Source organism: Variovorax sp. FW305-3-2-15-B-LB1, from assembly GCF_058787635.1.
Genome location: NZ_JBYSZY010000008.1, coordinates 60335 through 83182 on the forward strand (window position 1 = coordinate 60335; position 22848 = coordinate 83182).

Genomic DNA, 22848 nt, shown 5'->3' on the forward strand with positions numbered 1-22848 from the left:
GGCCGGGCGTTTTTTCAGAGGCTGCGCCAGTAATCGATCAGCATCTGCGCGAACTCGACCGGGCGCTCCACCGCGCTCAGGTGCGCGGCATCGATGGTCGCCAGCCGCGCGCCCGGGATCTGCGCCACCATGGCCTCGGACATGGCCAGGGGCGTGGCCTCGTCCTGCAGCCCGCCGATCACCAGCGCGGGCGTGGCGATGCGGCGGTTGCTGTCGCGAAAGTCGATGGCGGCCACGGCGTTGCAGCTCTCGATGTAGCCCTGCGCGTCGGTGCGCACCAGCGTGTCGTGCAGCGTGCGCGCGGCCAGCGCGCCCTCGGGCGTGGCGGCGTAGGCCGGCGTGAGCCAGCGTGCCACGGCGCCCGGCGCGATGGCGGCCACGCCCTTGGCGGCCACGGTTTCCGCGCGCAGGCGCCACGGGGCCTGGTCGGGGTAGTGCGCGGCCGAATTGGCGATCACCACGGTCTTGAGCTGCGCGGCATGCCGTACGGCCAGCGCCTGCGCGGTCATGCCGCCCATCGACAGGCCCACGAAGTGCACGGGCTCGCCGCCCGTCTCGCGCGCGATCAGCTCGGACGCGTCCTGCGCCAGCGTTTCCACGCGCAGCACGCCGGGCACCACCTCGGAGCCGCCGTGATTGCGGTGGTCGTAGCGGATCACCGTGTGGGCGCGCGCGAGCTGCGCGGCCACGCCGTCCCACATGTGCAGGTCGCAGCCGAGCGCATGGCTGAGCACGACGAAGGGGCCGTCGCCTTCGCGCACGACATTCAGGCGGGGGGAGGAAGTGGTCATGGGGTGGAGTCCTTCTGGGGAGAGGATGGAGAAGCAGGTTGTGCGAGACGCGGCAGCCACAGGAACGCGATGGCCAGCAGCACGGTGCCGGCCATCAGCATCGGCACCACCATCGGCCAGGCGCCATACGAAAAACTGGTGTCGACGAACAGCGCGGCGACCTGCCCCACACAGAACGCGACCATCATCATGCCGAAACCGGACCACGACACGGCCCGCCCCGCCAGGTGCGGCAGGTCGCCCACGGCGCCGGCCTGCCCGCAGGGCTGGTGGATGCCGTGGCCGAGGCAGTACACGGCGTGGCCCGCCAGCAGCGGCACCGCGCTGTGCGGCATCAGCCAGCAGCCCAGCGCCTGGATCACGGCGCCGGTGATGCTCAGCACCGCGCCCAGGCGCACCGTGCGCATCGGCCCGAAGCGGCGCAGCAGGCTGCGGCACATCGTGGTGCTGAAGATGTAGACCAGCGAGCCGCCGGCCGGAATCCAGCCGTACCACGCGGGCGACCAGCCGAGGTAGCCGATGTAGACCATCGGCGACAGCAGCAGGAAGCAGAACAGCCCGCCATAGGTGGCCGCCGCCACCGAGGCCCAGGCGCGGAAGGCGCGGCTCGCGAACACGGCGCGCGTGCTGCCGCGCGGCGCGGACGATTCGCCTCCGGCCAGCGGCTTGCGCGTTTCGCCGAAGGAGCGCCAGCACAGCGCGAACAGCGCCAGCGAATAGACCGCCATCGCGACCATCACCCAGCGCCAGCCCGCGCCCTGCACCAGCCAGGCGCCCAGCAGCGGCGCCACCAGCCCGACCATGCCCAGCCCCGTGAGGCCCCGTGCCATGACGTGCGGGCCCTCGTGCGCCGGATACAGGTCGCGCACCGCGGCGCGTGAGCACACGAGAGTCGCCGCCATCGAAAAACCCTGCAGCGTGCGCCAGCCCGCGAGCACCGCCACGCTGCCCGCAAAGGCACCGCCGAAAGCCGCGACCACATAGCAGGCCAGCCCCGCCAGCAGCACCGGCCGTCGGCCGAAGCGGTCGGCCAGCGGGCCGCACAGCAGCTGCGCAAAGCCGAAGGCCAGCACGAACAGCGTGAGGCTGGTGCTGGCCGAGCCCAGTTCCTTCGCGATGGCGGGGAGCGCGGGCAGATAGCTGTCGGTGGCGACCGGTTGCGCGGCCAGCAGCAGCGGCAGCAGCAAGGTGAAACTGACGTCGAACCGGCCCTTCTTCGGGGCGACCGGCGCCTTCACTGCGCCGCGGACGGAGCAGCGGGTGCTGCGGGCAGCAGGCCCTTCTCGCGCAGGATGTTCGTCGCGATGCCGAAGGCGTGGTTGGCCACCGGCACGCCGCAGTAGATCGCGGCCATCATGATCACTTCCTTGATCTCGTCGGGCGTGAGGCGCGACTCGGGCGGGCCGTCGAGCGCGGCGCGCACGTGCATGGCGAACTCTTCGTACGCATGGATGCCCAGCATCATCGACAGCACCATGAAGCGGCGCGTCTTGTCGCCCAGCGCGGGGCGGCCCCAGATGTCGTTCCACGCGTGGCGCGTGATGAGCTCCTGGAACTCGGCGTTGAAGCCGTTGCGGTTGGCGAGCGACTTGTCGACCCACGCGTCGCCGAGCACGCGGCGGCGGTTGACGAGGCCGTCTTCGTAAGGATTGCTCGGGGTGTCGGGGGCGGTCATGGCGAGAGTTCCTTGTCGGATGAGAGTTGGGCTTGCAGGGCTTTCACCTGCGCCAGTGCGGTCTGGCCGGCGTTCACGGCCAGCGCCGGGTCGAACCATTCGTCCGCCGCGTCGCGCGGCAGCTCGGCGCGCAGCCGGTCGATGTTGGCGCGCATGCGCGCCGCATCGACCTGCAGGCCGGGCAAGGCGCCGGCCATGGCGCGCACGCTGCCGTGCGCCGACATCAACAGCTGCGGCCATTCGGCCAGCTCGGCCTGCCAGGCGCCGAGCGCGCGTTCGTGCTGCTGCGGCATGGCGCCGAGCAAGGCGGCCACGCGCTGCGGCGCGCGGTGCGCGGCGGCGATGGCGACCATCGAGGCCACGGGGTTGCGCTTGTGCGGCATCGCCGACGAGCCGCCGCGCCCGGGTTCGCTGGGCTCGGCAACCTCGGCCACTTCGTACTGGCCGAGCAGCGAGATGTCGACCGCGACCTTGCCCAGGCTGCCCGTGAGCAGCCCGAGTTCGCAGCCGAGCGCGACCCATTCGTCGCGCTGCGTGTGCCATGTGGCGCCGGGGTCGCCCAGGCCGAGTTCCTTGGCCATGCGCTGGCGCACCGCGGCGCCCTGCCCCTTCATCTGCGCCAGCGTGCCGACGGCGCCGCCGAGCTGCAGCTGCAGCGCGTGCTTCGCGGCGGCGCGCAGGCGGGTGCGGCTGCGCACCAGCGGCGCGGCCCAGCCGGCGCACTTGAAGCCGAAGCTGGTGACCGAGGCCGGCTGCATCAGCGTGCGCGCGAGCATCGGCGTGTCGGCGTGCTGCACCGCCAGGCGCAGCAGCGCGTCGGCGGCCTTGGCGAGGTCGGCCTCGACGAGTGCGACGGCTTCGCGCGTGACCAGCGCCATCGCGCTGTCGATCACGTCCTGGCTGGTGCTGCCGAAATGCACGAAGGGCACGGCCTCGGCATTGAACAGGCCCACCGCTTCGCGCAGTGCCTTCACCAGCGGGATGGCGACGCTGCCCGCACGTCCGCTCTCGCGCACGATCTTGGCCACGTCGAACAGCTCGACCTTGCAGCTGCCGACGATCGAATGCGCGGCGCTCTCGGGAATCAGCCCCTCGGCCGCCTGCGCGCGTGCGAGCGCGGCCTCGAAGCGCAGCATGGCGTCGACGAAGGCGCGGTCGCTGAAGGCGCCCAGCGTTTCGGAGGTGGAAAGGAAGCCTTCAAAAATGCTCATGCGTGTTCCGGTGTTTTCAGTATTTCAGTTGCGCGACGGCGCGCAGTTCTTCAGGCGAAGCCGTGCCGAAGCCGAAGAACTCGAGGTAGGCCGGGATCATTTCGAACAGCATGTCGGTGCCCACCTGCACCTGGCAGCCCTTGGCCTTGGCGGCCTGCAGCAGCGGCGTGTATTCGGTCTTCATGACGACCTCGCCGACGAAGGTCTCGGGGGCGATGCGGTCCACGTCGAAGGGCAGCGGGTCGGTGTCCTTCATGCCCAGCGGCGTGGCGTTGACGACGATGTCGAAGCCGGCCGGGTCCTTCGAGCCCGTGGTGACCTTCATCTGCGGATAGTGCTCGCGCAGCCGCGCGGCCAGGGCCTGCGCGGAGGCATCGCTCATGTCGAACAGCATCAGCTCGGCCGCGCCGGCCGCCGCGATCGACGCCGCAATGGCCGACCCGACGCCGCCCGTGCCCGACACCAGCACGCGCGTGCCCTTGAACAGCCGCCCCTTGCGCTCCACGCCGCGCACGAAGCCCGCGCCGTCGAACTGGTCGCCCAGCAGGCTGCCGTCGGGCCGCTTGAGCACGGCATTGCAGGCGCCCGCGACGCGCGCGGTAGGCGTGACTTCGTCGACCAGCGACATCGTCGTGACCTTGTGCGGCATCGTGACCAACGCGCCGCGCAGGTTCGAAAACTTGAAGATCTGCGCGAGCGACACCGCGTAGTCCTCGGGCTTCACGCCCATGGGCACGACGACCGCGTCGATGCCCTGCTTGTCGAACCAGGGGTTGTAGATCATCGGCGCCTTGAAGGCTTCGGTGGGGTAGCCGATGTGGGCGATGAGCGTGGTCTTGCCGGAGATCATGGGAGTCGTCTTGTTCAGGAAGGTGCGGGGTCAGGCCACGCTCGGGGATTGGTAGCGCAATGGCGTTGCGATCTCGGCGTGCATCGCCGGCGGATAGATGAGCTCGCGCAAAAAGTCGGCGTCGGCCTGCATCGCATTGGCCGCGTCGATGTGGCCGAAGTAGCGGAAGTAGTGCGGCATCTGCTGCACCAGCATCTCGAAGCCGGCCTGTGCGTTGAGCCCGCGCGCCCGCGCCGCGCGCACCAGCGGCGTGGGCTGGTTGCGCAGCAGGATGTCGAACAGCGCCGCGTGCGGTTCCATGCGCGCCACGTCCAGCGGCAGCGCGTCGTCTTCGGCCAGGCCCAGCGGCGTGGCGTTGATGACAAGGTCGTACCCCTCGGGCGCGTTGCTGTCGACCGCCACCACGGTCGCATCGAAGAAAGCGTCGAGCTTGGCGGCCACGCCCGCGGCCTTGCCGGAGGCGGTGTCGAAGAAGGCGATGTGCTCGGCGCCGTTCACCGTGCCGCCCTCGGCCAGCGCCACGCCGATGGCCGCGGCGCTGACGCCCGCGCCGAGGATCAGCACGCGCTTGCCGCGAAACGGCACGTTGCAGCGGTCGAGCGCGCCGATCAGGCCTTCGCCATCGAACAGGTCGCCCTCGAGCTGGTCGCCCTCGGTGCGGCGCACCACGTTGACCGAGCCCGCCACGCGGCCGAACAGGCCGCAGCCGTCGAGCAGGTCGACCACGCGCGGCTTGTGCGGCGGCGCGATCACCATGCCGCGCACGTTGCGCGCCAGGAAGGCCGACTTCATGAACACCGCGAAGTCGCGCACCGGCACCTGCATGGGCACCAGCACCGCGTCGATGCCGTAGCGCGCGAAGGCCGCGTTGAACATGCGCGGCAGCCGCACGTTGCGGACCGGGTCGCCGGGGATGAGGTAGGCCTGGGTGCTGCCGGTGATGATGGGGCTCATGGGCGTGCTTCCGTTCGTCAATCGCTCGTTTCGGGGCGGAACAGCGGGCTTTATAGTCCCTTCGCGCGCAGCCTGCTGACACACGGATAGCCAAACGTTCGATGATCGATCTCTAAAGTTCGTCAATCGATCAAATTGCGGGTTTTTACTTAGCCATTCGGCCCTCGCCGCCGCGCCGGACGCGGGCACACTTCCGCCCATGAACAGCACCAGCCCCGACGACTCGACGCCGCCCGCCGGCCTGGACAAGCGCGACTGGATCGCCGGGCTGGAGCGCGGCGTGAGCATCATCGAGGCCTTCGACGACGCCAATCCGCGCCTCACGGCCAGCCAGGCCGGCCAGCGCACGAACATGACGCGCACCGCCGCGCGGCGCTACCTGCTCACCCTACAGCACATGGGTTATGTGGCCAGCGACGGCAAGCTCTTCTGGCTCACGCCGCGCGTGCTGCGCCTGGGGCAGTCGTACCTCGAATCGGCCCGCCTGCCGCGCGTGGTGCAGCCTTTTCTGCAGCGCGTGGCGGCCGGCACCAACGAGATCGCCTACTTGAGCGTGATGGACGGCGACGAAGTGGTCTACATCGCGCGCAACGGCCCCAACCGCAGCATGAGCACCGGCTATGTGCTCGGCGCGCGCGTGCCTGCGCAGGTGACGGCCTCGGGCATGTTGATGCTGGCGCTGCGCAGCGACGCCGAGCTGAACGACTGGCTGGCCACGCGCCAGCTCACGGTGTTCACCTCGCACACCATCGCGAGCATGGAGCGCATGAAGCTCGAGCTGGCGCGCATCCGCGCCCAGGGCTGGGCGCTGTCGGAACAGCAGCTCGACCTGAACTCGCGCGGCATCGCCGTGCCGCTGCGCGACCGCCACGGCACGCTGGTGGGCGCGCTCAACATCACGATGCCGATGGGCCACGAGAGTTCGGAAGACGCGGTGGCCCGCGTGCTGCCGGTGCTGCGCGAGACGGCGCAGGCGATGCGCAACCTGATCTGAGCCGAACCGGTGGCGCGCGTCGGTCATGCCGACGCTTTCTTTCGAAGCGGTCGCGACAGGCAGTTCCGCCGCGCCGCCTCACGTCACCTGCTCACCACTTCACTCGCACGCCCGCCGCCGCATTGATGGAGCTGCCCACCCGCGCCCCGCCACCCGTGGCCCACTGCTTGCCGAGTTCGCCGTAGAGGCTCGTGCGCTGGCTCACCGCCAGCGTGAAGCCCGCAGCCAGCTCGGTGCTGGTGCCACCAATCGGCGCGCCGACAGGCGTGATGGCCGCCGGGTTCACGAAGCGAGCAACGTCGTTGCCCTTGGCGCTGCGATAGACATTCAGGCGCGCATAGGGCTGCAGCGTGCCGGCGCCGGTCGCGAAGCTGCCCTTGATGCGAACGCCCGCGCGGCCGATCCAGCCGCTGTCCGCGTCCTGCTGCACGAGTGCGCCCGGGATGGACACGTCGTCAAGCCGCAGCCGTTGATGGATCAGCTGCAGTTGCGGCTCCACCGACCAGCCGCTCGCACCGATCGCGAAGGCCTTGCCTACTTCGATCGATGCCAGGAAGCTGTTGCCCTTGCCCGAGACGCCCGCACTCAGGAGCGGCTGCACCGTGTAGCGGTGGCGACCGGCCTGCAGCACCGCATCGGCATAGAAGCCATCCTCAGTGGTGAAGGTGCCGTAGAGACCCAGGTATTGGCTGCGCAGATCGTTGCTGCCTGCGGCGGTGTTCAGAAGGCCGCCGCTGAAGCCGCTCGTGCGGGCGTTGCCGTCGAGTTGGCCCACGTAGATGCCCGCGCGCCAATCCGGGTTGGCCCACAGGTCGGTGCCGGCCTGCAGTCCGGTCAGACGGCCCTCGCCGTGCGGCGAGACGGTGCCGCCCTGGCGGATGTCCATGTCGGTGGAGATCAGCCGGCCCCAGGCGCGACGGTTGTTGCCGTCGGTGCCCGGCGTTGCTCCCGCACCGCCGCGCACATCGTCGTCGCCGACGCGTTGGCTGCGGCTCGCGAGCATGCCCAGGTTGCCCTGGCGCAGCTGATGGGGCAGCGCCGCGAACAGCGAAGCCTCGGCGCGGTAGGTCGGCAGCCCGGCACCGCCGGAAGTGCCTGGAACGCCCGGAGCGCCCGGTTCGGCCTCGGTGCGCAGATACCAGTTCTCGCCACCGCCGCTGGCGTCGCCCGCGTACAGCCGGTACTCGAAGGCCCCGGCATCGACATGGCCGCCCGAGAGCACGAAGGCGTCCTTGGTGGTCTGCGCGGTGGTGGTCGCGCCGTTGCGTGCACTGATCAGCTCGATACCCGCGCCGCTGGTGCGTGCGCCCAAGCCGCCGAGGTTGGAAACCTGCACCGTCGTGCGACCACTCGCGCTGGCGGCAGCACCGTCGAGCACGAGACGGTCGGCGGTGCCGGGGTTGTCCAGCTTCGCGGCCAGCCGCAGCACGCCGTTGTTGCCGACGTAGGGGCCGGTCAACGTGAGCGTGGTGCCGGGCGTGCTGCCCAGCAGCGAGACCGTGCCTGCGTTGTTCAGGCCTGCCATCTTCTGGCTGAAGCCCGCCAGGTCGAGCGTGGCGCCGCTGGCCACCACGCCGCTCGACGCAGCGCTGAAGGCGTTGGCCGCGCCGGCCTTGAGCATGCCTGCGACCACGCGGGTCTCGCCGCTGTAGCTGGCCGTGCCTGCGAGCGTGAGCGTGCCTGCACCCACCTTGACCAGCGAACCGCCGGCGCCGCTGATGGCGCCCGAGATCGTGCTGTCGCTGCCGACTGCGCCGGTGGTCAGCGCCTTCGCGCCGAGCACCACGTCGCCCCCACCGCCGAGCGAGCCGATGCTCGCGCCGGTAGTGGCCAGGTCGATGCGCACCTGCGCGCCAGCCGCATTGGTCACCGTGGCGCTGGCGGCATTCGCGCCGTCCTGCAGCCGCAGCGTGCCCTGGTTGGCAATGACCAGCGTGCCCGCGTCGGCCTTGCCGCCGAACTGCAGCGCCGCGCCCGAGGCGATGCCGACAGCGCCCGTGCCCAGCGCGCCGCTGGTGTCGGTGGCGAGCGTGCCCGCATCGACCAGCGTGCCGCCGCTGTAGCTGTTGGCACTGGCCAGCGTCAGCGTGCCGGCGCCGATCTTGCGCAGCTTGCCGGTGCCGCTCATCACGCCGGCGTAGGTGCCAGCGGTCTTGTCCTGATCGAACGCGACCTCAGCGTTGTTGACGATGTTGCCCTGCAGGCTGGTGGCGCTGCCCTGCAGCACGCCGCCCTTCACGGTGGTGCCACCGGTGTAGGTGTTGATACCGCCGAGGATCAGCCGACCCGCATCTTCCTTCGAGATGCCGCCTGCGCCCGAGAGCGCGACATTCACCGTGGCGGTCATGGCCGCGCCCCCGGCCATGCCGTCGCCCACGCGCACCACCGAGTTGGCGTTGTCCAGCGTGAGGCCGTCGCCCTGGACCGTGTAGCCGTCGACCGCGAACTGCGCGCCCGCGATGCGCACCGCGCCACCGCCACCGGCCCCGTCGACCGTCACGGTGCCGGCCTTGCCCCCGAACACCGCGAACTGGCCCTGCGCCCAGTTGGCGTTGAGCTTGCCGTCCACGTCGGTCCAGCCGTCCTTCGAGGGCTGGGGGTTGCCCGCGCGCCAGGTGCCGCTGCCGCCGGCCACCTGGTTGTCGTGGTACTTGGTGCTGTCGCCGCCGTCCCAGAATCTCAACTCAAGGCCCGCGCGGTTGACCAGGTTGACCTGGTTCGCCACCGAGGTCTGCACCTGCAGGTCGGCCAGCTTGGTGCCGGCCGGTGCGGTGCCGATGTCCAGGCCGAAGTCGGTCAGCGTGCCGCCGTAGCTCATGAGGCGATACAACCCTGGCCCGAAAGTGCCGCCGGCCGACTGCGCGACGTTCAGCGTGCCATTCAACTGCAGGTTGCCCGTGACATTGATCAGGTCGTTGAGCGCGCCACCGGGCACGCCGGCCTGGCCGAGTTCGTAGTTCAGCGTCGCGCCGCCGCCCAGTGCGAGCGCACCGAGCGTCAGCGTGCCGGGGCTGTTGCCCGCGGCGAGGATGCCGCCGTCGGCAACGAAGACCGTGCCCGCGATGGTGCCGCTGCCCGCGAGCGTGGCGCCCGTTTGCACCTGCACACTGCCCGTGCCCGTGGCACTGCCGCTCTTGTTGTTCACGCTCAACGTGCCGGCGGTCACCCGGGTGCCGCCGGTGTAGGTGTTGGCGCCCGACAGCGTGAGCGTGCCGCCGCCCACCTTGACGATCGAGCCCCCGGCACCGCCGGTGCCGCTGATCGTGCCCGACAAGGTGTTGTCGCCACCGCTGCCGCCGAGCGTGAGTGCGCTGCCGCCGAGCACCAGCTCGCCTGCGCCGCTGAGCGAACCGAAGCTCACGCCAGTGACCGCCTGATCGATGCGCACCTGCGCGCCGGCCTGGTTGATCACCGTGGCCTTGTCGGCCGAGGCGTAGTCGGCAAAGTCCAGCACCCCGCCCGCGGCGTTGGTGATGGTCGAGGTGCCGGCGCTTGCCTTTGATTGGAAACGCACCGAGCCCTGGTTGTGGATGGCCGCGCCGCCCGCGTCGGCGTTGATGCCGAACAGCAGCCTGCCGGGGGCCGCGACGCTCACCGGGCCGCTGCCCAGGGCGCCGGTGACATCGGTGGAGAGCAAGCCGCCATCGACGAAGGTTCCGCCCGTGTAGCTGTTCGCGCTGCCCAGCAGCAGAATGCCGCCGCCGATCTTGCGCAGCCGGCCGCTGCCGCTCATCGCGCCGTTATAGGAACCGACGACGAACAGGTTCGGGTCGAAGACGACCTCCGCGTTGTTGACGATGTTGCCTCGCAGGCTCAGCGTGTCGCCCACCAGCACGCCGGCCTTGACGGTGGTGCCGCCGGTGTAGCTGCTGGTGCCGCGCAGCACCAGCGTGCCCACGTCGTCCTTGACCAGGCCGCCCGTGCCGGTGAGCGCGACATTCATCGTCGCGCTGCGCGCGGTGTCGGTGCCCGAGCCATCGCCCACGCGCACCACCGTGCCCGAGGCGCCGAGTTCGATCGCATCGCCCTGCACCACATAGCCATCGGCCGCGAACTGCGCGCCGATGATGCGCACCGTGCCGCCCGCGTTGCTGACATTGACGGTGCCGCCCGTGCCGCCGAACACCGCGACCTGGTCCTGTGCCCACGCCGCGTTGATCTTGCCGTCGGTGCCGGTCCAGCCGTCGCCGGGCACGCCCACGCGCCAGGTGCCCGCGCCGCCGGCGATCTTGCCGTCGTTGTACTTGCCGGCGTCGCCGCCGTCCCAGAATTTCAGCTCGAGGCCCGCGCGGTTGACCAGGTTGACCTGCTGGGCCACCGAGGTCTGCACCTGAAGGTCTGTGGCCGCAACCGGCACGCTGCCGATGTCCAAGCCGTTGTTGGTGAGCGTGCCGGTGTAGTCGATCAGGCGGTAAATGCCCGCACCGAACTGGCCGCCCTTGGACTGCGCCACGTTGAGCGTGCCGTCCAGCAGCAGGTTGCCGTTGACCTTGACCAGGTCGTTGAGCGAACCGCCGTCAGTGCCGGCCTGGCCGAGGTCGTAGTTGAGCACCGCGCCCTCGAAGAGGCTCAGGCTGCCAAGCGTCAGCGTGCCGGCACCACCATTGCCGGCCGACAGCACGCCGGCCTTGGAGATGGTGACCGCGCCCGCGATGCTGCCGTTGCCCGCCAGCGTCCCGCCGCCGAACACTCGCACCGCGCCGCTGCCGGTCGCACTGCCGCTCACGTTGTTCACGTTCAGCGTGCCGGCTGCGATGGTGGTGCCGCCGGTATAGGTATTGGCGCCGCTCAACGTGAGCGTGCCTGCGCCCACCTTGACGATCGAGCCGCCCGTGCCCGAACCCGGCTGCGAGAAGATGCTGCCCTTGTCGCTGACGGTGCCCGAGATCGTGTCGTTGCGGCCCAGACCGCCGAGCGCGAGCTGCGTGGCGCCCAGGACGACGGCGCCGCCACCCGAAACCGCACCGAGTTCAAGCGGGGGCCTGCCCGTCGCGCCCGACACGTCGAGCGTGGCGCCTGTGGCGTTGGCGACCGAGGCACTCGTGCCCGTCGCGGCATCGACGAAGCGCACCAGCCCGCCGGCCGTGTTGACGATCTGCGCACTGCCGGCCGTGGACGTCTGGCCGAAGGCCAACAGGCTGTTGCCTCCGTTGGTGATCGTCGCCGTCCCGGCGCTGGCGCTCTCGAAGAAGTTGATCGCCCCGCCCGCGTTGGTGATGGTCGATGCATCGGCACTCGAATTGCCGCCGAACTGCAACGCGTTCGCGCCGGCCATCTGCCAGGTCGCGCCATTGAGCGTGATCTTCGAGGAAGCGGCCGTGGCACTTTGGGCGAACGACAGCGTGTTGCTGCTGTCCCCGCCTGCGGCGCGGCCCACCGTGTACGCGTTACCGCCGGCGCTCGCCTTGTCACTGAAAATCAACTGCGAGCCGACGCCCTGCTGCTGCACCGCGCCGCTGCCGAACACGCCGCTCACGGTGGTGAAGATGCTCACGCGGTCCTGCAGCACCGTGCCGCCGCTGTAGTTGTTGGCCCCCATGAGGCTCAGGGAGCCGCCCTTGCCAGTGACGGTGAGCGAACCGTTGCCGGTGATGACGCCGGCCACGCCGAAGAAGTTGTCGCCCAGATCGATCGTGCCGCCGCCGGAGCCGAGCGCGACGTTGCGCATGCTGAAGGACGGCGCGGAACCCGCGGCGATGCGCAGGGTGCCACCATCCAGCGCCAGGCCCGTGCCGAACGCGCCGAGGTTGGCGTCGCCCGATATCTGCAGGATGCCGCCCTTGATCGTCGTGCCGCCGAAGAAGTTGTTGTTGCCCCTCAGCGTGAGCGTGCCGGCGCCGTTCTTGATGAGGCCACCGATGCCGCTGACGGTGCCGCCCAACGTGAAGTTGTTGTTGCCCTGCACGGTCAGGCTGCCGACAAGGTTCACGTTCTGGGCCAGCGTGAGGCCGTTCGCCGCGGCCTGGATCGCGCCGCCGTTGCCCATCAGCGTGCCGGTGCCGAAGGCGCCTGCGTCATCGAAGATCGCGACGCCGCCGTTGAGCAGGGCGCTGCCGCTGACCACCGGGCCGTTCAGGGTCCAGGTGCCGCTGTTGACCTGGAGGTTCTCGAAGTTCAGGTACTGCGCGGCCTTGATCTCGCCCGAGCCAGCACCACCGCCGGCGTTGCGCAGCACCAACGTGTCGGTGCCACCAACGCCCGCATCGACCGTGCCGGCGGCCGCGAAGTTGAGCGTGCCGCCCGACGGCGCCGCCACCGCAGTGGCCGGCACCAGGCTCGGTCCGCCGTTGATGGACGAGCCGGTGGCCGCGATGAAGGTGTCGTTGCGCGCCCCGGTGCCGAGCGAAACGCTGCCGTTGATCGTGCCCGCGTTGGTGAAACTGTTGCCGCTGGAAGTCGGGCTCTCGAACGCGATGCGGCCGGTGATCGTGCCGGTGTTCACCATGTTGATCTGGCCGCCACCATAGACGGCGACCGCCGCTGCATCGGCCTCGGCCAGTGTCGCTTTGGCGATAGCCCCGGTGGTCATCGTTCCGTTGTTGGTGATCGTCGTGATGCCGCCGCCGTTCTGCAGCGCGAGCGCCAGGCCGGCCAGGCCGACAGACGCATCCCTGGTGCCACTGATCGTCCCGTTGTTGATGACGGTGGCCGTACTGGCCCCGCCGTTGCCCATCACGACGCCCGTGGACAGGTTCGCGGTGCCGTTGCCGAACAGCAGCGGATCGATCTGGCCGTTGTTCGTGAGCTTGATGTCGGAACCCGTCAGCGTCATTGCGCTGCCGCTTCCACCCGGCAGCACGCCGACGGTCGCCCCGGCGTTCACCGTGACGTTCAGGTTGCTGGCGCCGTTCGCATAGTCCGGCGCCAGCAGGGGGGCGGCACCGTCGCAGGTCACGTCGTTGAATGCAACCGTGCACACCGCCTGCGCCGGAAAGAAGCTGGTCGCCAAAAACGCGAGCGCAGCGCCCGCCACTGTCGCCGTGCCGCGGCCCTTGCCGCAGCCCTTCGCCAGTTCCGATGCAACGCGAAACCGGCCCAGCCGACGGTCGAAGATCACGCGGTAGATGTGATTCAAAGGTCTCTCCTCCAATTTTGTAAACCGATGTTATCTAGCCGATGAACTCGAGGTCCCGTGAACGCGAGAAATCGGTGAAGGACCAAATGGAAGGCGAGGAAGTGTCTTGAAGCCACAACATTCCGAAGCCCGCGCCATTGATTGCGAGTTCGCGACCGGCAGCGCGACGCCATCCCGTTCGACCACCGGGCTCCATCCAGAGAGGCACAGACAGCATTCCGACAGCATCCGCCCGGCAGGATGCGGGCTTCCATCCAAAAAACACTGGAGACAAGCCATGTCCGACCGCTTCCCCACCGACGTTCCCCTGAGCCGCCGCCACTGGCTGCAAGCCGGCGGCGCCCTCACCCTCGGCGGCCTGCTGCCTTCGATAGCCTCGGCGCAAGATGCCTGGCCCAGCAAGTCGATCCGCTTCGTCGTGCCCTTCGCGCCGGGCGGCAGCTCGGAGATCGTGGCGCGTTCCACCGCCGCCGAGCTGTCGCGCACGCTGGGTCAGAGCGTGTTCGTGGACAACAAGCCCGGCGCGGCCGGCAACATCGCCATGAGCGAAGTGGCGCGCGCCACCGACCAGCACACGCTGATCCTCGGCCACATCGGCACGCTGGCCGTGAACCCCTACATCTTCGCCAAGCTGCCCTACGACGCGAACAAGGACTTCAAGCCCGTGAGCCTGCTGGCCAAGGTGCCCAGCCTGTACGTGGTGCACCCCGACGTGCCGGCGAAGAACCTCAAGGAATTCATCGCCTACGCCAAGAGCAAGCCCGGCAAGCTCAGCTACGGCTCGGCCGGCAACGGCAGCGCCGGCCATCTGGCCTTCGAGTACCTGAAGATGACGGCCGAGGTCTTCATGCTGCACGTGCCCTACCGCGGCACCGGCCCGATGGTGACCGACCTGCTCTCGGGCCGGCTCGACGCCTCGGCCATCGGCGCGGCGGCGATCATTCCGTTCATCAAGGCCGGCAAGGTGCGCTGCATCGCGACCGGCTCGGCCAAGCGCCTGGCGCAGCTGCCCGACGTGCCGACCGTGGCCGAGCAGGGCTTCCCCGGCTTCGAGATGACGCAGTGGTACGGCATGCTCGCGCCGGCCAGCATCACGCCCGCGCAGATGGCCAAGCTCTCGGCCGAGACCATGAAGGCCGTGAAGTCGCCCGACTCGATGCAGCGGCTCACGGCCGATGCGGCCGAAGCCGTGGGTGGCACGCCGGAGCAGTTCGCGCAGTTCATCACCGCCGAACAGAACCGCTGGCAGAAGGTGATCGCAAGGGCAAACATCAAGCCTGATTGAGGCAGGCAGGCCCTAGCATCGGCGCCATGCGCATCCTGCTGGCCGAAGACGAACACACCCTGGGCACCTGGCTCTGCAAGGCGCTGGAGCATGCGGGCATCCAGGTCGAATGGGTGGACGACGGCCGGCTGGCCGACCGGGCCTTGCAGCAGCGCGACCACGACGCGCTGGTGCTCGACCTGGGCCTGCCCGGCATGGACGGCCACACGGTGCTGCAGCGGCTGCGCGAACGCGACCAGCGGCTGCCGGCGCTGATCCTCACGGCGCGCGATTCGCTGGACGAGCGCGTCGCCTCCCTCAACGCGGGCGCGGACGACTTCCTCGCCAAGCCCTTCGCGCTGGCCGAGCTCGAAGCGCGGCTGCACGCGCTGGTGCGGCGCGCGCGCGGCGTGGAGCATCCGCGCCTGGCCTGCGGGCCGCTGGTGTACGACGGCGCACGCCGGCAGTTCACGCTGGGCGGCGAGGCGCTCGCCCTGTCGCCGCGCGAACAGGCGGTGCTGCGCGCGCTGGTGCAGCGCAGCGGCGAGCCGCTGTCGAAGCAGCAGATCCTCGACCGCGTGTTCTCCGACGACGACGAGGTGCACCTCGAAGCCATCGAGGTGCTGGTGTACCGGCTGCGCAAGCGGCTCGACGGCAGCGGCGTGCGCATCGTCACGCTGCGCGGCCTGGGCTACGTGCTGGAAGCGGACTGAGTGAGCGCGCTGCGCCGCTTCACCGACCGCCTGCGCCGCACCAGCCTGTGGCAGCGGCTCGCGCTGCTGCTGTTCCCCGCCCTGCTGCTGGTGACGGGCATCGAGCTGTGGATGACGCGGCACGACGCGCTGGCCGCCGCCAACGCCGCGTACGACCGCTCGCTGCTCGGCGCGCTCAAGTCGATCGACGCGAACATCTCCACGGCCTCGGGCGGGCTGTCGGTCGAGCTGCCGTACACGATGTTCGAGTTCTTCGAGCTCACGGCCAGCGGGCAGGTGTTCTTTCGCGTCGCGACCTCCGACGGGCTGGTGGAGCTGGGCAGTGCCGACCTGCCCGCGCCGCCCGTCGAGCCGCCGATGGGCGTGCCGGCCTTCTACGACGCCACCTACTTCGGCAAGGCCGTGCGGCTCGCGGCCTATCGGCGCGACCTGGACCGCGCGCCGGCCGGCAGCACCGGGCGCAGCGTGCTGATCCAGGTCGGCGAGAGCACGCGCTCGCGCCAGGAATTCACGAGCCGCTTCGTGCGCAGCGCCGCGCTGCGCGACGGGCTGATCCTCGCGATGCTGCTGTGCGGCACCGCGCTGGCGCTGGCGGCGGCGCTGCGACCGCTCTCGCGGCTGGCGCGCGAGGTCCAGGCACGCACGCCCGACGACCTCACGCGCATCGCCGAGACCGACCTGCCCGCCGAGGTGCGCCCGTTGGTGGCCGCCGTGAACCAGCAGATGGCGCGCACGCAGGAACTGGTCGCACAACAACGGCAATTTCTCGACGACGCCTCGCACCAGCTGCGCACGCACCTGACCACGCTGCAGATGCAGGCCGACTACGCACGCCGCGAGGATGACCCCGCGCAGGTGCGCGCCGCGCTCGACGCGCTGGGCGCCGAGATCGGCCGCGCCACGCGCAGCGCACAGCAGCTGCTGGCGCTGGGCCGCAGCGACACCGTGGCCGTGGCGCCGGCCGAATTCGACACCGCCGAGCTGCTGCGCGAAGTGGCGGTCGACCTGCTGCCGCTGGCGCGCGCCAAGCGCATCGACCTGGGCATCCACGCGCCCTCGCCCGAGCTGCACGCGGTGGGCGACCGCGGCCTGCTGCGCGAGGCGCTGAGCAACCTCGTGGCCAATGCCATCGCCTACACGCCGGCGGCCGGCACCATCACGCTCTTCGCAGCCGGCGACGCCGCGGGCTGGAGCCTCAACGTGGAGGACGACGGCCCCGGCCTGAGCGACGACGAACGCGCCACCTTGGGCCAGCGCTTCCGGCGCGGCACGCGCGCGGACCAGGGCGGCTTCGGGCTCGGCCTGGCGATCGTGCGTTCCATCGCGCAGCGGCACCGTGGCGACTTGCGGCTGGAAGCGCGCGGCGCCGGCCCGGGCCTGCATGCCATCATCTGGTGGCCCCGGCCTGCGGGGTGAACCGCCGCCCTCCTTCTTCTTCGATGCCACGCCCCCTCGCCTTCACCCGTCGCCATGTGCTGCGCGCGCTGTCCGCGTGGCTCACGCCTGTCGCGCTGCAGGCGACGGCGGCCGCGGGCGATGTGTCCGAGGGCCCGGCGGAATGCGTGATTCCCGCCAAGGCCGGCGGCGGCTTCGCGCTGACCTGCGCGCTGGCGCGCGATGCGCTGCAGGCCGTGCGCCCCGCGCGCACGCCGCTTGCGCAGCGCTACCTGCCGGGCGGCATCGGCGCCGTCGCCTTCGACCGCATCGCGAGCGGCCAGCTCGGCGGGCCGGGCACGCTGGTCGCGTTCTCGAGCGGCTCGCTGCTCAACCTCGCGCAGGGCCGCTTCGGGCCGCACCCGCCCTCGGCCGTGCGCTGGATCGCCACGCTGGGCACCGACTACGGCGTGGTCGCCGTGCACCGCGATTCGCCCTACCGCCGCCTGCAGGACCTGATCGCCGCGCTGCGCCAGGACCCGTCACGCGTGGTCTTCGGCGCGGGCGGCACGGTCGGCAGCCAGGACTGGGTGAAGGCCGCGCTGCTCGTGCGCGCGGCCGGCGGCGCACCGAAGGCGATGCGCTTCGTGTCCTTCGAAGGCGGCGGCGACGCGCTGGGCGCGCTGCAGGGCAAGCACGTCGACGCGTTCCCGGGCGACGCCGCCGAGGCGCTGCAGGCCATCGCTGGCGGCGCGCCGCTGCGCCTGCTCGCGGTGCTGTCCGAAGCGCGGCTGGGCGGCGCGCTCACCGGCGTGCCCACCGCGCGCGAGCAAGGCGCGGACATCGTCTGGCCGACCGTGCGCGGCGTCTACCTGAGCGCCAACGTGCCCGACGCCGCCGTGCGCGCCTGGACCGCCGCCTTCACCGAGGCCACGGCCGCGCCGGGCTACGCGGCGCTGCGCGAACGGCACGGCCTTTATCCTTTCGCCCTCACCGGCGCCGCGCTCGACGACTACGTGCAGGCGCGCATCAAGGCCTACCAGGCATTGGCCGACGAGCTCGGCCTGCGGCGCTGGAAGCCTTGACCTCATCCAATCTCCATGACCGAAGACGACATCACCCAACACCTCATCGACATGCTCGGCGGCGGCCATTTCGAAGTGGCCGACGACAACACCTTCTTCTTCCACGGCGCGGACAACAAGTTTCCCTTCGCCACGATCGTGACGAAAGACAACGAGTTCGACAGCGCCTCGCAGCTGAACCGGCTCGGCGTGTTCCGCCTGAACGTCGGCGTGGGCAAGGAAAGCTTTCGCGCGCTGTTCGGCGAGCAGCCGCCAATTGACATCGACTACACCGCGCTCGACCGGCTGATGCCGCACCCGGTGTACGCCAAGATGCACTGGGTCAGCGTGATCAACCCGAGCGCCGCGACCTTCGAGACCGTGAAGCCACTGCTGGCGGAGGCGCGCAACCTGCTGATCGCGCGGGACAAGAGCGCGTAGTCCACCCCAAACACCGGGCCATATGAAACGCATACAATACATATACGTTTCATACAGAGGTGGCCCATGGGCATCGTCAAGATTTCAGACCTGATGCACGAGAACCTGCGCGTGGCGGGCAACGCCCTCAGCCGGTCGATCAATGCGCAGGCAGAGCACTGGATGCGGGTCGGCATGCTGACCGAGATGCATCCCGACCTCGACTACCGGGAGGTCTGCCAGCTGCTGATCCAGGCCGAGCTCTCGGGCGGGCTGGACATTGCCGCGACAGTCACTGCGGCGCCACCCGGCAAGCCCCGCGCCCCCGCGAACGGCAAGCAGCACTGATGGCACACGACGTTCCACTCAAGTCCGCCGAAGAGCTGGTGATGGCGCGGCGCGCCGCACAGCTGGCCGCCGAGGTCCTGGCGATGATCGAGCCCCACGTCGTGCCCGGCGTGAGCACCGAAGCGCTCGACCGCCTCTGCCACGCACACATCGTGAAGGTGCAAGGCGCCATTCCCGCCAACGTGGGCTACCTGGGCTATCCGAAGACCATCCTCACCTCGGTGAACCAGGTGGTGTGCCACGGCATTCCCTCGGCCGACAAGATCCTGAAGGCGGGCGACATCGTCAACATCGACGTCGCCGTCAACAAGGACGGCTGGTTCGGCGACACCAGCCGCATGTTCTTCGTCGGTGCGCCCAGCGTGCTGGCGCGCCGGCTGGTGGAGACGACCTACGAAGCCCTGTGCGCCGGCATCCGCCAGGTGAAGCCCGGCGCGACGCTGGGCGACGTGGGCCACGCCATCCAGTCGGTCGCGCAGCGCGAGCACTTCAGCGTGGTGCGCGAGTACTGCGGGCACGGCATCGGCCGCATCTACCACGACGAACCGCAGGTGCTGCACTTCGGGCGGCGCGGGGCGGGCCTGGTGCTCGAGCCGGGCATGGTCTTCACCATCGAGCCGATGCTCAATGCGGGCCGCGCCGAAACGAAGCAGCTGGCCGACGGCTGGACCGTCGTGACCAAGGACCGCTCGCTGTCCGCGCAGTGGGAGCACATGGTGGCGGTGACGGCCGACGGCTACGAGGTGCTGACGGCCTGGCCGGACGGCACGGGGACTTACGCGCCGATCTGATGCGCGGCCCAGCCCCGGGGCGATGGCGATTCAGTAGGTCACGGTGACCGTGATCGTGTCGCTGTAGCTGCCCGGCGTCACATTGGTCTGGGCCGGCACCCGCCCATAGACCGGAATGCTGCTGCCGGGATTGCCGCTGCCGTCGACCGTGTCCGTGCCGACGGTGTTGCCCCAGCGCAGCGAACGCGCGGCATCGCGGTACAGCTCGTACTGGATGTAGTCACCGGTGCCGCCCGCCATGCGCCGCTGGGTCCCCGCCACGTTCACGCCATTGCTCAGTCCCACCTTCCAGGCGGTGCTGGGCGGGCAGGCCATCGTGATGGCGGCCGTGCCGTTGACCGCGGCGCTCAGCGAGCTGGCACTGCCGAAGTCCAGGTCGGTGGCCGCCACGCTGACGGTGCAGGCGTTGGAATAGAGGGCCGTGACCTGCGTGTAGAAGTTCGTCCTGCCGACGTACTTGGCCGAACTCGCGGTGCAGCTGTCGGGCGCGTTGCCGCTCTTCATGCCCCAGACGACCTCGGAGTTGTAGATGTTGGCCTGGTAGCTGCCTGCCGCCAGCGATTGCCCGGACGGCACGCGGCCATACAGCGGGATGTTCAACGCGACGTTGCCGCCACTGGCCGGCAGCACGAAGGTGCCACCCGCGCTGGCATAGGTGCCGCCGCCCGGCGGCGGGCCGACGATGCCGCTGCGGGCCGCGTCGGCATAGATGTTGTAGGCCATCTGCGAACCGTTCCAGTTGGTCATGTAGCGCGGGGCGTAGCCGGCGATCTCGTTGCCCTGGGAGATGTACACGCAGTAGCTCAAGTACATGGTCTGGCCGGTGTCGTTCTGGCACGCGAAGCCGACCGTGGCGGTGGTGTCCGTCGCAGCCGACGCCGTCACGGTGCCGAAGGCGAAGCTGGGCTGGCTGGCGACCCAGCAGCTCGGGTCGGCATGCGCGGCGCCCATGCCCAGCAGGCACGAGAAGGCCAGCGCCAGTTTCACGAATCTCAACGTCCACATGTCAACCGCTCTTTCTGCAAACCACCGCTCTCGGGACGCCGCCAGTCGAACTGTGCCCGGCACACCGCGCCGTCGGGCGTGCGCACGGCGAGCGTGTTGCGCACGGCGAGCGTGTCCAGGTACACCCAGCCGTCGTAGCCCACCACCGCGCCACCGCCCTCCTGCCCGTTCACCTGCACGCGGCTGCCCAGCGGCAAGGGCTGGCCCTGCGCATCTGCCAGCGCCACGTGGGCGGCCCGCACGGGCGTGATGCCGAAATGCGCCCGCGCGCCCGACCGGCCGGCCGGGGTGATGAGGCTCTCGGCACGTTCGATGCGCACGTCGGCGGGCAGGTCCATCGGGTCGATCGCCAGCTTGTTGTTCTGGTAGGCGTTCACCGGCACGACCAGCAGCAGCCCGCGCGAGTTGGTCTGCCCCACCGGTCGATTCTCGAGCTTCACGGGCACGCCGGCCACGCCGTCGGTGTCCACCACGGCAAAGGCGTCGTCGATGCGCCGCGCGGCCAGCACCCCGCCGCCCATCAGCACCAGCGCACCGCTGGCGCCCGCATAGGCGTAGCGGCTGGCGCGGCCGCCGCCCATCTCGCTCACGCCGGCCTGCACGCGACCGTAGGGGCCCAGGTAGTTGATTTCAGCCTGCCCGCCGGTCGTGCCGCCGCCCGTGCGCGCGGTGGCGCGCCAGCCCCAGCCGCCGTCGCCGAGGGGGGAGTGCTGCGCGCTGACGGTGCCCACGGTGCCCTGGTCGCCGCTGCGCTGCACGCCAGCGCTCACGCTGGTCTGCGCGTCCCACGACCAGCTCAGGCCGACGAAGATGCCGCGGTCGCTGCGCTTGTCCAGGTTCTGGTTCATGCCCACCGAGACCGAGGTCGTGCGCCCGATCGAACGGAACCAGTTCACGCTGGCGTAGCGCGACGCGGTCTGCCCCACCGGGCGCAGGTAGAGGTAGCTCACGCTGACGTTGCCCAGGCCGCCCATGTCGTAGCCCACGCTCGCGCTGGCGCTGCCCTTGGCCGGTGCCGAGCCGTAGGCCGTGGCCACGTCGCGGTAGTCGCCCTGCGTGCGGCTGCCGTTCAGGCCCACCGACAGGCGCTCCTGCCGCCACAGGTAGCCCAGGCTGGTCTGCGTGCCGCTGCGGCTGCCGCCGGGGGCGTCGGCGTCGTGCCGGCTGCCCGCCAGCGCCGCCGACAACGTGCCCGCCGCGCCCAGTTGCCACACGCCGCCGGCGCCGGCCAGCGCCAGGCCGCGCGTCACTTCGCCATGCGCTTCCACCGTGAAGCTGTCGCTGAGGCCCCGGCGCCAGGTGCCGGTCAGCACCGGCTGCTTGCCGTAGTCGAAGGAGCGCAGGCCGTAGTTGCGGCGCACCACGCCCAGGTCCACCGTCCAGTCGCTCAGCCCGGGCGCCAGCAGGCGGCTGCTGTCGAAGAGCGAGAAGCTCAGCGTGGCGGCGCGACCCAGCGCGTCGGTCACCACCACCTGCGCCGTGCCGGTGCTGTTGATGCGCGGCAGCGCGTTGAGCTGGAAAGGCCCCGCCGGCACCTGGCCGCTGTACTGGCGGATGCCGTCGATGAACAGTTCCACGTCCGAAGGCATCGTGGCCGAGCCGATGAAGCTGGGCAGCGGCGCGGTCTGCCGGTAGGGCTGCAGGCCGAAGTCGCGCGACAGCTGGATGCCGCCGATGCGCGTGGCGCGCGACCAGGGCACGGCGCCGGTGAGCGTGTCGCCCACGCGCAGGGTGAGCATCCTGTCGGGGAAGGCCATGCTCCAGATGCTGTCCATGCGCACGGACTGGTCCTTCCAGCCCTGGGTGTCGTGCGTGCGCTGCATCAGCCAGGTGGTGCTGAGCACGCTGGCGCCACGAAAGGCGCGCAGCTCGCCGAAGGCGCTCAGGCTGGCACTGCCACCCCTGCCCTGGGTGCCGTAGAGGTCGTAGTTCAGCAGCAGGCCGGTGGACGTGCTCAGGGGCTGCGCGGTGACTGCCGCCTGCCCCACCGTGGCCGTGGGCAGTTGCAGCATCGCCAGCGGCGCGGTCAGGCTCAGTTGCTGGCGCGCGGCGTCGTAGTCGGCCACGAGCCCGGGCAGGTCGCGCAGGGGCAGCCATTCGGCGCCGTTGTCGGGCAGGGAGAAACTCAGTTCGCGCAGCACCGCGCGGGAGGCCGACAAGGCCCCGGCCTGCAGGCGAAACGGGTGCAGCCCGCGCGCCATGCCGTTGAGGCTGACCTCCAGGTACAGCGTCATGGCCCCCGGCACGGACTGCGCGGCGGGCGCTGCGTGGGCGGGGAGCGTGGTCAGGGCCAGCGCAAACGGAGCCAGCAAGGCCCTC

At 70.4% G+C, this 22848-nt stretch carries 17 protein-coding genes; 8 read left to right on the forward strand and 9 right to left on the reverse strand.

Features of this window, described 5'->3' with window-relative positions; translation table 11 throughout:
• Positions 1–14: 14 nt before the first annotated feature.
• The 6 genes from AC3WQR_RS07415 to AC3WQR_RS07440 are packed head-to-tail and all read right to left on the reverse strand — an operon-like array spanning position 15 to position 5481.
• Positions 15–791 (reverse strand): alpha/beta fold hydrolase, encoded by a 777-nt coding sequence (locus AC3WQR_RS07415; RefSeq protein WP_492741606.1) that lies wholly within the window; start codon positions 789–791, stop codon positions 15–17.
• Positions 788–2029: a multidrug effflux MFS transporter gene (locus AC3WQR_RS07420; RefSeq protein WP_492741607.1), complete on the reverse strand. Its 1242-nt coding sequence runs from the start codon at positions 2027–2029 to the stop codon at positions 788–790. The genes AC3WQR_RS07415 and AC3WQR_RS07420 overlap by 4 nt, the downstream gene beginning before the upstream one ends.
• Positions 2026–2466, reverse strand: a complete 441-nt coding sequence (locus tag AC3WQR_RS07425; RefSeq protein ID WP_159272283.1) for a carboxymuconolactone decarboxylase family protein — start codon at positions 2464–2466, stop codon at positions 2026–2028. The genes AC3WQR_RS07420 and AC3WQR_RS07425 overlap by 4 nt, the downstream gene beginning before the upstream one ends.
• Positions 2463–3677: a 3-carboxy-cis,cis-muconate cycloisomerase gene (gene pcaB / locus AC3WQR_RS07430; protein WP_095744850.1), complete on the reverse strand. Its 1215-nt coding sequence runs from the start codon at positions 3675–3677 to the stop codon at positions 2463–2465. The genes AC3WQR_RS07425 and pcaB overlap by 4 nt, the downstream gene beginning before the upstream one ends.
• A 16-nt stretch (positions 3678–3693) precedes the next feature.
• Positions 3694–4527, reverse strand: coding sequence for a shikimate dehydrogenase family protein (locus AC3WQR_RS07435; RefSeq protein WP_492741608.1), 834 nt, complete (start codon positions 4525–4527; stop codon positions 3694–3696).
• 30 nt (positions 4528–4557) lie between these two features.
• Positions 4558–5481, reverse strand: a complete 924-nt coding sequence (locus AC3WQR_RS07440; RefSeq protein WP_492741609.1) for a shikimate dehydrogenase family protein — start codon at positions 5479–5481, stop codon at positions 4558–4560.
• A gap of 199 nt (positions 5482–5680) precedes the next feature.
• Between AC3WQR_RS07440 and AC3WQR_RS07445 the strand changes: the two genes are divergently transcribed.
• Positions 5681–6475 (forward strand): IclR family transcriptional regulator domain-containing protein, encoded by a 795-nt coding sequence (locus AC3WQR_RS07445; RefSeq protein ID WP_056573982.1) that lies wholly within the window; start codon positions 5681–5683, stop codon positions 6473–6475.
• 91 nt (positions 6476–6566) lie between these two features.
• Here the strand turns inward: AC3WQR_RS07445 and AC3WQR_RS07450 are convergent, their stop codons facing one another.
• Positions 6567–13550, reverse strand: coding sequence for an autotransporter outer membrane beta-barrel domain-containing protein (locus tag AC3WQR_RS07450; protein WP_492741610.1), 6984 nt, complete (start codon positions 13548–13550; stop codon positions 6567–6569).
• Between the two features lie 277 nt (positions 13551–13827).
• Here AC3WQR_RS07450 and AC3WQR_RS07455 point away from each other — a divergent pair, with 277 nt between their 5' ends.
• From AC3WQR_RS07455 to map, 7 genes are all read left to right on the forward strand, one after another.
• Positions 13828–14835, forward strand: coding sequence for a Bug family tripartite tricarboxylate transporter substrate binding protein (locus AC3WQR_RS07455; protein WP_492741611.1), 1008 nt, complete (start codon positions 13828–13830; stop codon positions 14833–14835).
• 26 nt (positions 14836–14861) lie between these two features.
• The gene (locus AC3WQR_RS07460) at positions 14862–15527 is read left to right on the forward strand and encodes a response regulator (protein WP_062482520.1); all 666 of its coding nucleotides are present in this window, start codon (positions 14862–14864) and stop codon (positions 15525–15527) included.
• Positions 15528–16943, forward strand: coding sequence for a sensor histidine kinase (locus AC3WQR_RS07465; RefSeq protein ID WP_492741612.1), 1416 nt, complete (start codon positions 15528–15530; stop codon positions 16941–16943).
• Positions 16944–16966: 23 nt separating this feature from the next.
• Complete coding sequence (locus AC3WQR_RS07470) at positions 16967–17986, forward strand: Bug family tripartite tricarboxylate transporter substrate binding protein (RefSeq protein WP_492741613.1); 1020 nt, start codon at positions 16967–16969, stop codon at positions 17984–17986.
• Between the two features lie 15 nt (positions 17987–18001).
• On the forward strand, positions 18002–18406 hold the full coding sequence (locus AC3WQR_RS07475) for a DUF6194 family protein (protein ID WP_492741615.1): 405 nt from the start codon (positions 18002–18004) through the stop codon (positions 18404–18406).
• 66 nt (positions 18407–18472) lie between these two features.
• Complete coding sequence (locus AC3WQR_RS07480) at positions 18473–18733, forward strand: ParD-like family protein (RefSeq protein WP_062482851.1); 261 nt, start codon at positions 18473–18475, stop codon at positions 18731–18733.
• The gene (gene map / locus AC3WQR_RS07485) at positions 18733–19524 is read left to right on the forward strand and encodes a type I methionyl aminopeptidase (protein ID WP_492685301.1); all 792 of its coding nucleotides are present in this window, start codon (positions 18733–18735) and stop codon (positions 19522–19524) included. Before AC3WQR_RS07480 ends, map begins: the two co-directional genes overlap by 1 nt.
• Before the next feature lie 30 nt (positions 19525–19554).
• On the opposite strand, the gene AC3WQR_RS07490 is transcribed toward map, so the two are convergent.
• Positions 19555–20529: a Csu type fimbrial protein gene (locus tag AC3WQR_RS07490; RefSeq protein WP_492741616.1), complete on the reverse strand. Its 975-nt coding sequence runs from the start codon at positions 20527–20529 to the stop codon at positions 19555–19557.
• On the reverse strand, positions 20517–22841 hold the full coding sequence (locus AC3WQR_RS07495) for a fimbria/pilus outer membrane usher protein (protein WP_492741617.1): 2325 nt from the start codon (positions 22839–22841) through the stop codon (positions 20517–20519). The genes AC3WQR_RS07490 and AC3WQR_RS07495 overlap by 13 nt, the downstream gene beginning before the upstream one ends.
• Positions 22842–22848 lie beyond the last annotated feature (7 nt).

Excerpts from the sequence above, each read along its gene's own strand:
- AC3WQR_RS07415 (WP_492741606.1), bottom strand. The coding sequence starts at position 791 with ATGACCACTTCCTCCCCCCGCCTGAATGTCGTGCGCGAAGGCGACGGC.
- AC3WQR_RS07425 (WP_159272283.1), bottom strand. The coding sequence starts at position 2,466 with ATGACCGCCCCCGACACCCCGAGCAATCCTTACGAAGACGGCCTCGTC.
- pcaB (WP_095744850.1), bottom strand. The coding sequence starts at position 3,677 with ATGAGCATTTTTGAAGGCTTCCTTTCCACCTCCGAAACGCTGGGCGCC.
- AC3WQR_RS07435 (WP_492741608.1), bottom strand. The coding sequence starts at position 4,527 with ATGATCTCCGGCAAGACCACGCTCATCGCCCACATCGGCTACCCCACC.
- AC3WQR_RS07440 (WP_492741609.1), bottom strand. The coding sequence starts at position 5,481 with ATGAGCCCCATCATCACCGGCAGCACCCAGGCCTACCTCATCCCCGGC.
- AC3WQR_RS07445 (WP_056573982.1), top strand. The coding sequence starts at position 5,681 with ATGAACAGCACCAGCCCCGACGACTCGACGCCGCCCGCCGGCCTGGAC.
- AC3WQR_RS07455 (WP_492741611.1), top strand. The coding sequence starts at position 13,828 with ATGTCCGACCGCTTCCCCACCGACGTTCCCCTGAGCCGCCGCCACTGG.
- AC3WQR_RS07460 (WP_062482520.1), top strand. The coding sequence starts at position 14,862 with ATGCGCATCCTGCTGGCCGAAGACGAACACACCCTGGGCACCTGGCTC.
- AC3WQR_RS07470 (WP_492741613.1), top strand. The coding sequence starts at position 16,967 with ATGCCACGCCCCCTCGCCTTCACCCGTCGCCATGTGCTGCGCGCGCTG.
- AC3WQR_RS07475 (WP_492741615.1), top strand. The coding sequence starts at position 18,002 with ATGACCGAAGACGACATCACCCAACACCTCATCGACATGCTCGGCGGC.
- AC3WQR_RS07480 (WP_062482851.1), top strand. The coding sequence starts at position 18,473 with ATGGGCATCGTCAAGATTTCAGACCTGATGCACGAGAACCTGCGCGTG.
- map (WP_492685301.1), top strand. The coding sequence starts at position 18,733 with ATGGCACACGACGTTCCACTCAAGTCCGCCGAAGAGCTGGTGATGGCG.
- AC3WQR_RS07490 (WP_492741616.1), bottom strand. The coding sequence starts at position 20,529 with ATGTGGACGTTGAGATTCGTGAAACTGGCGCTGGCCTTCTCGTGCCTG.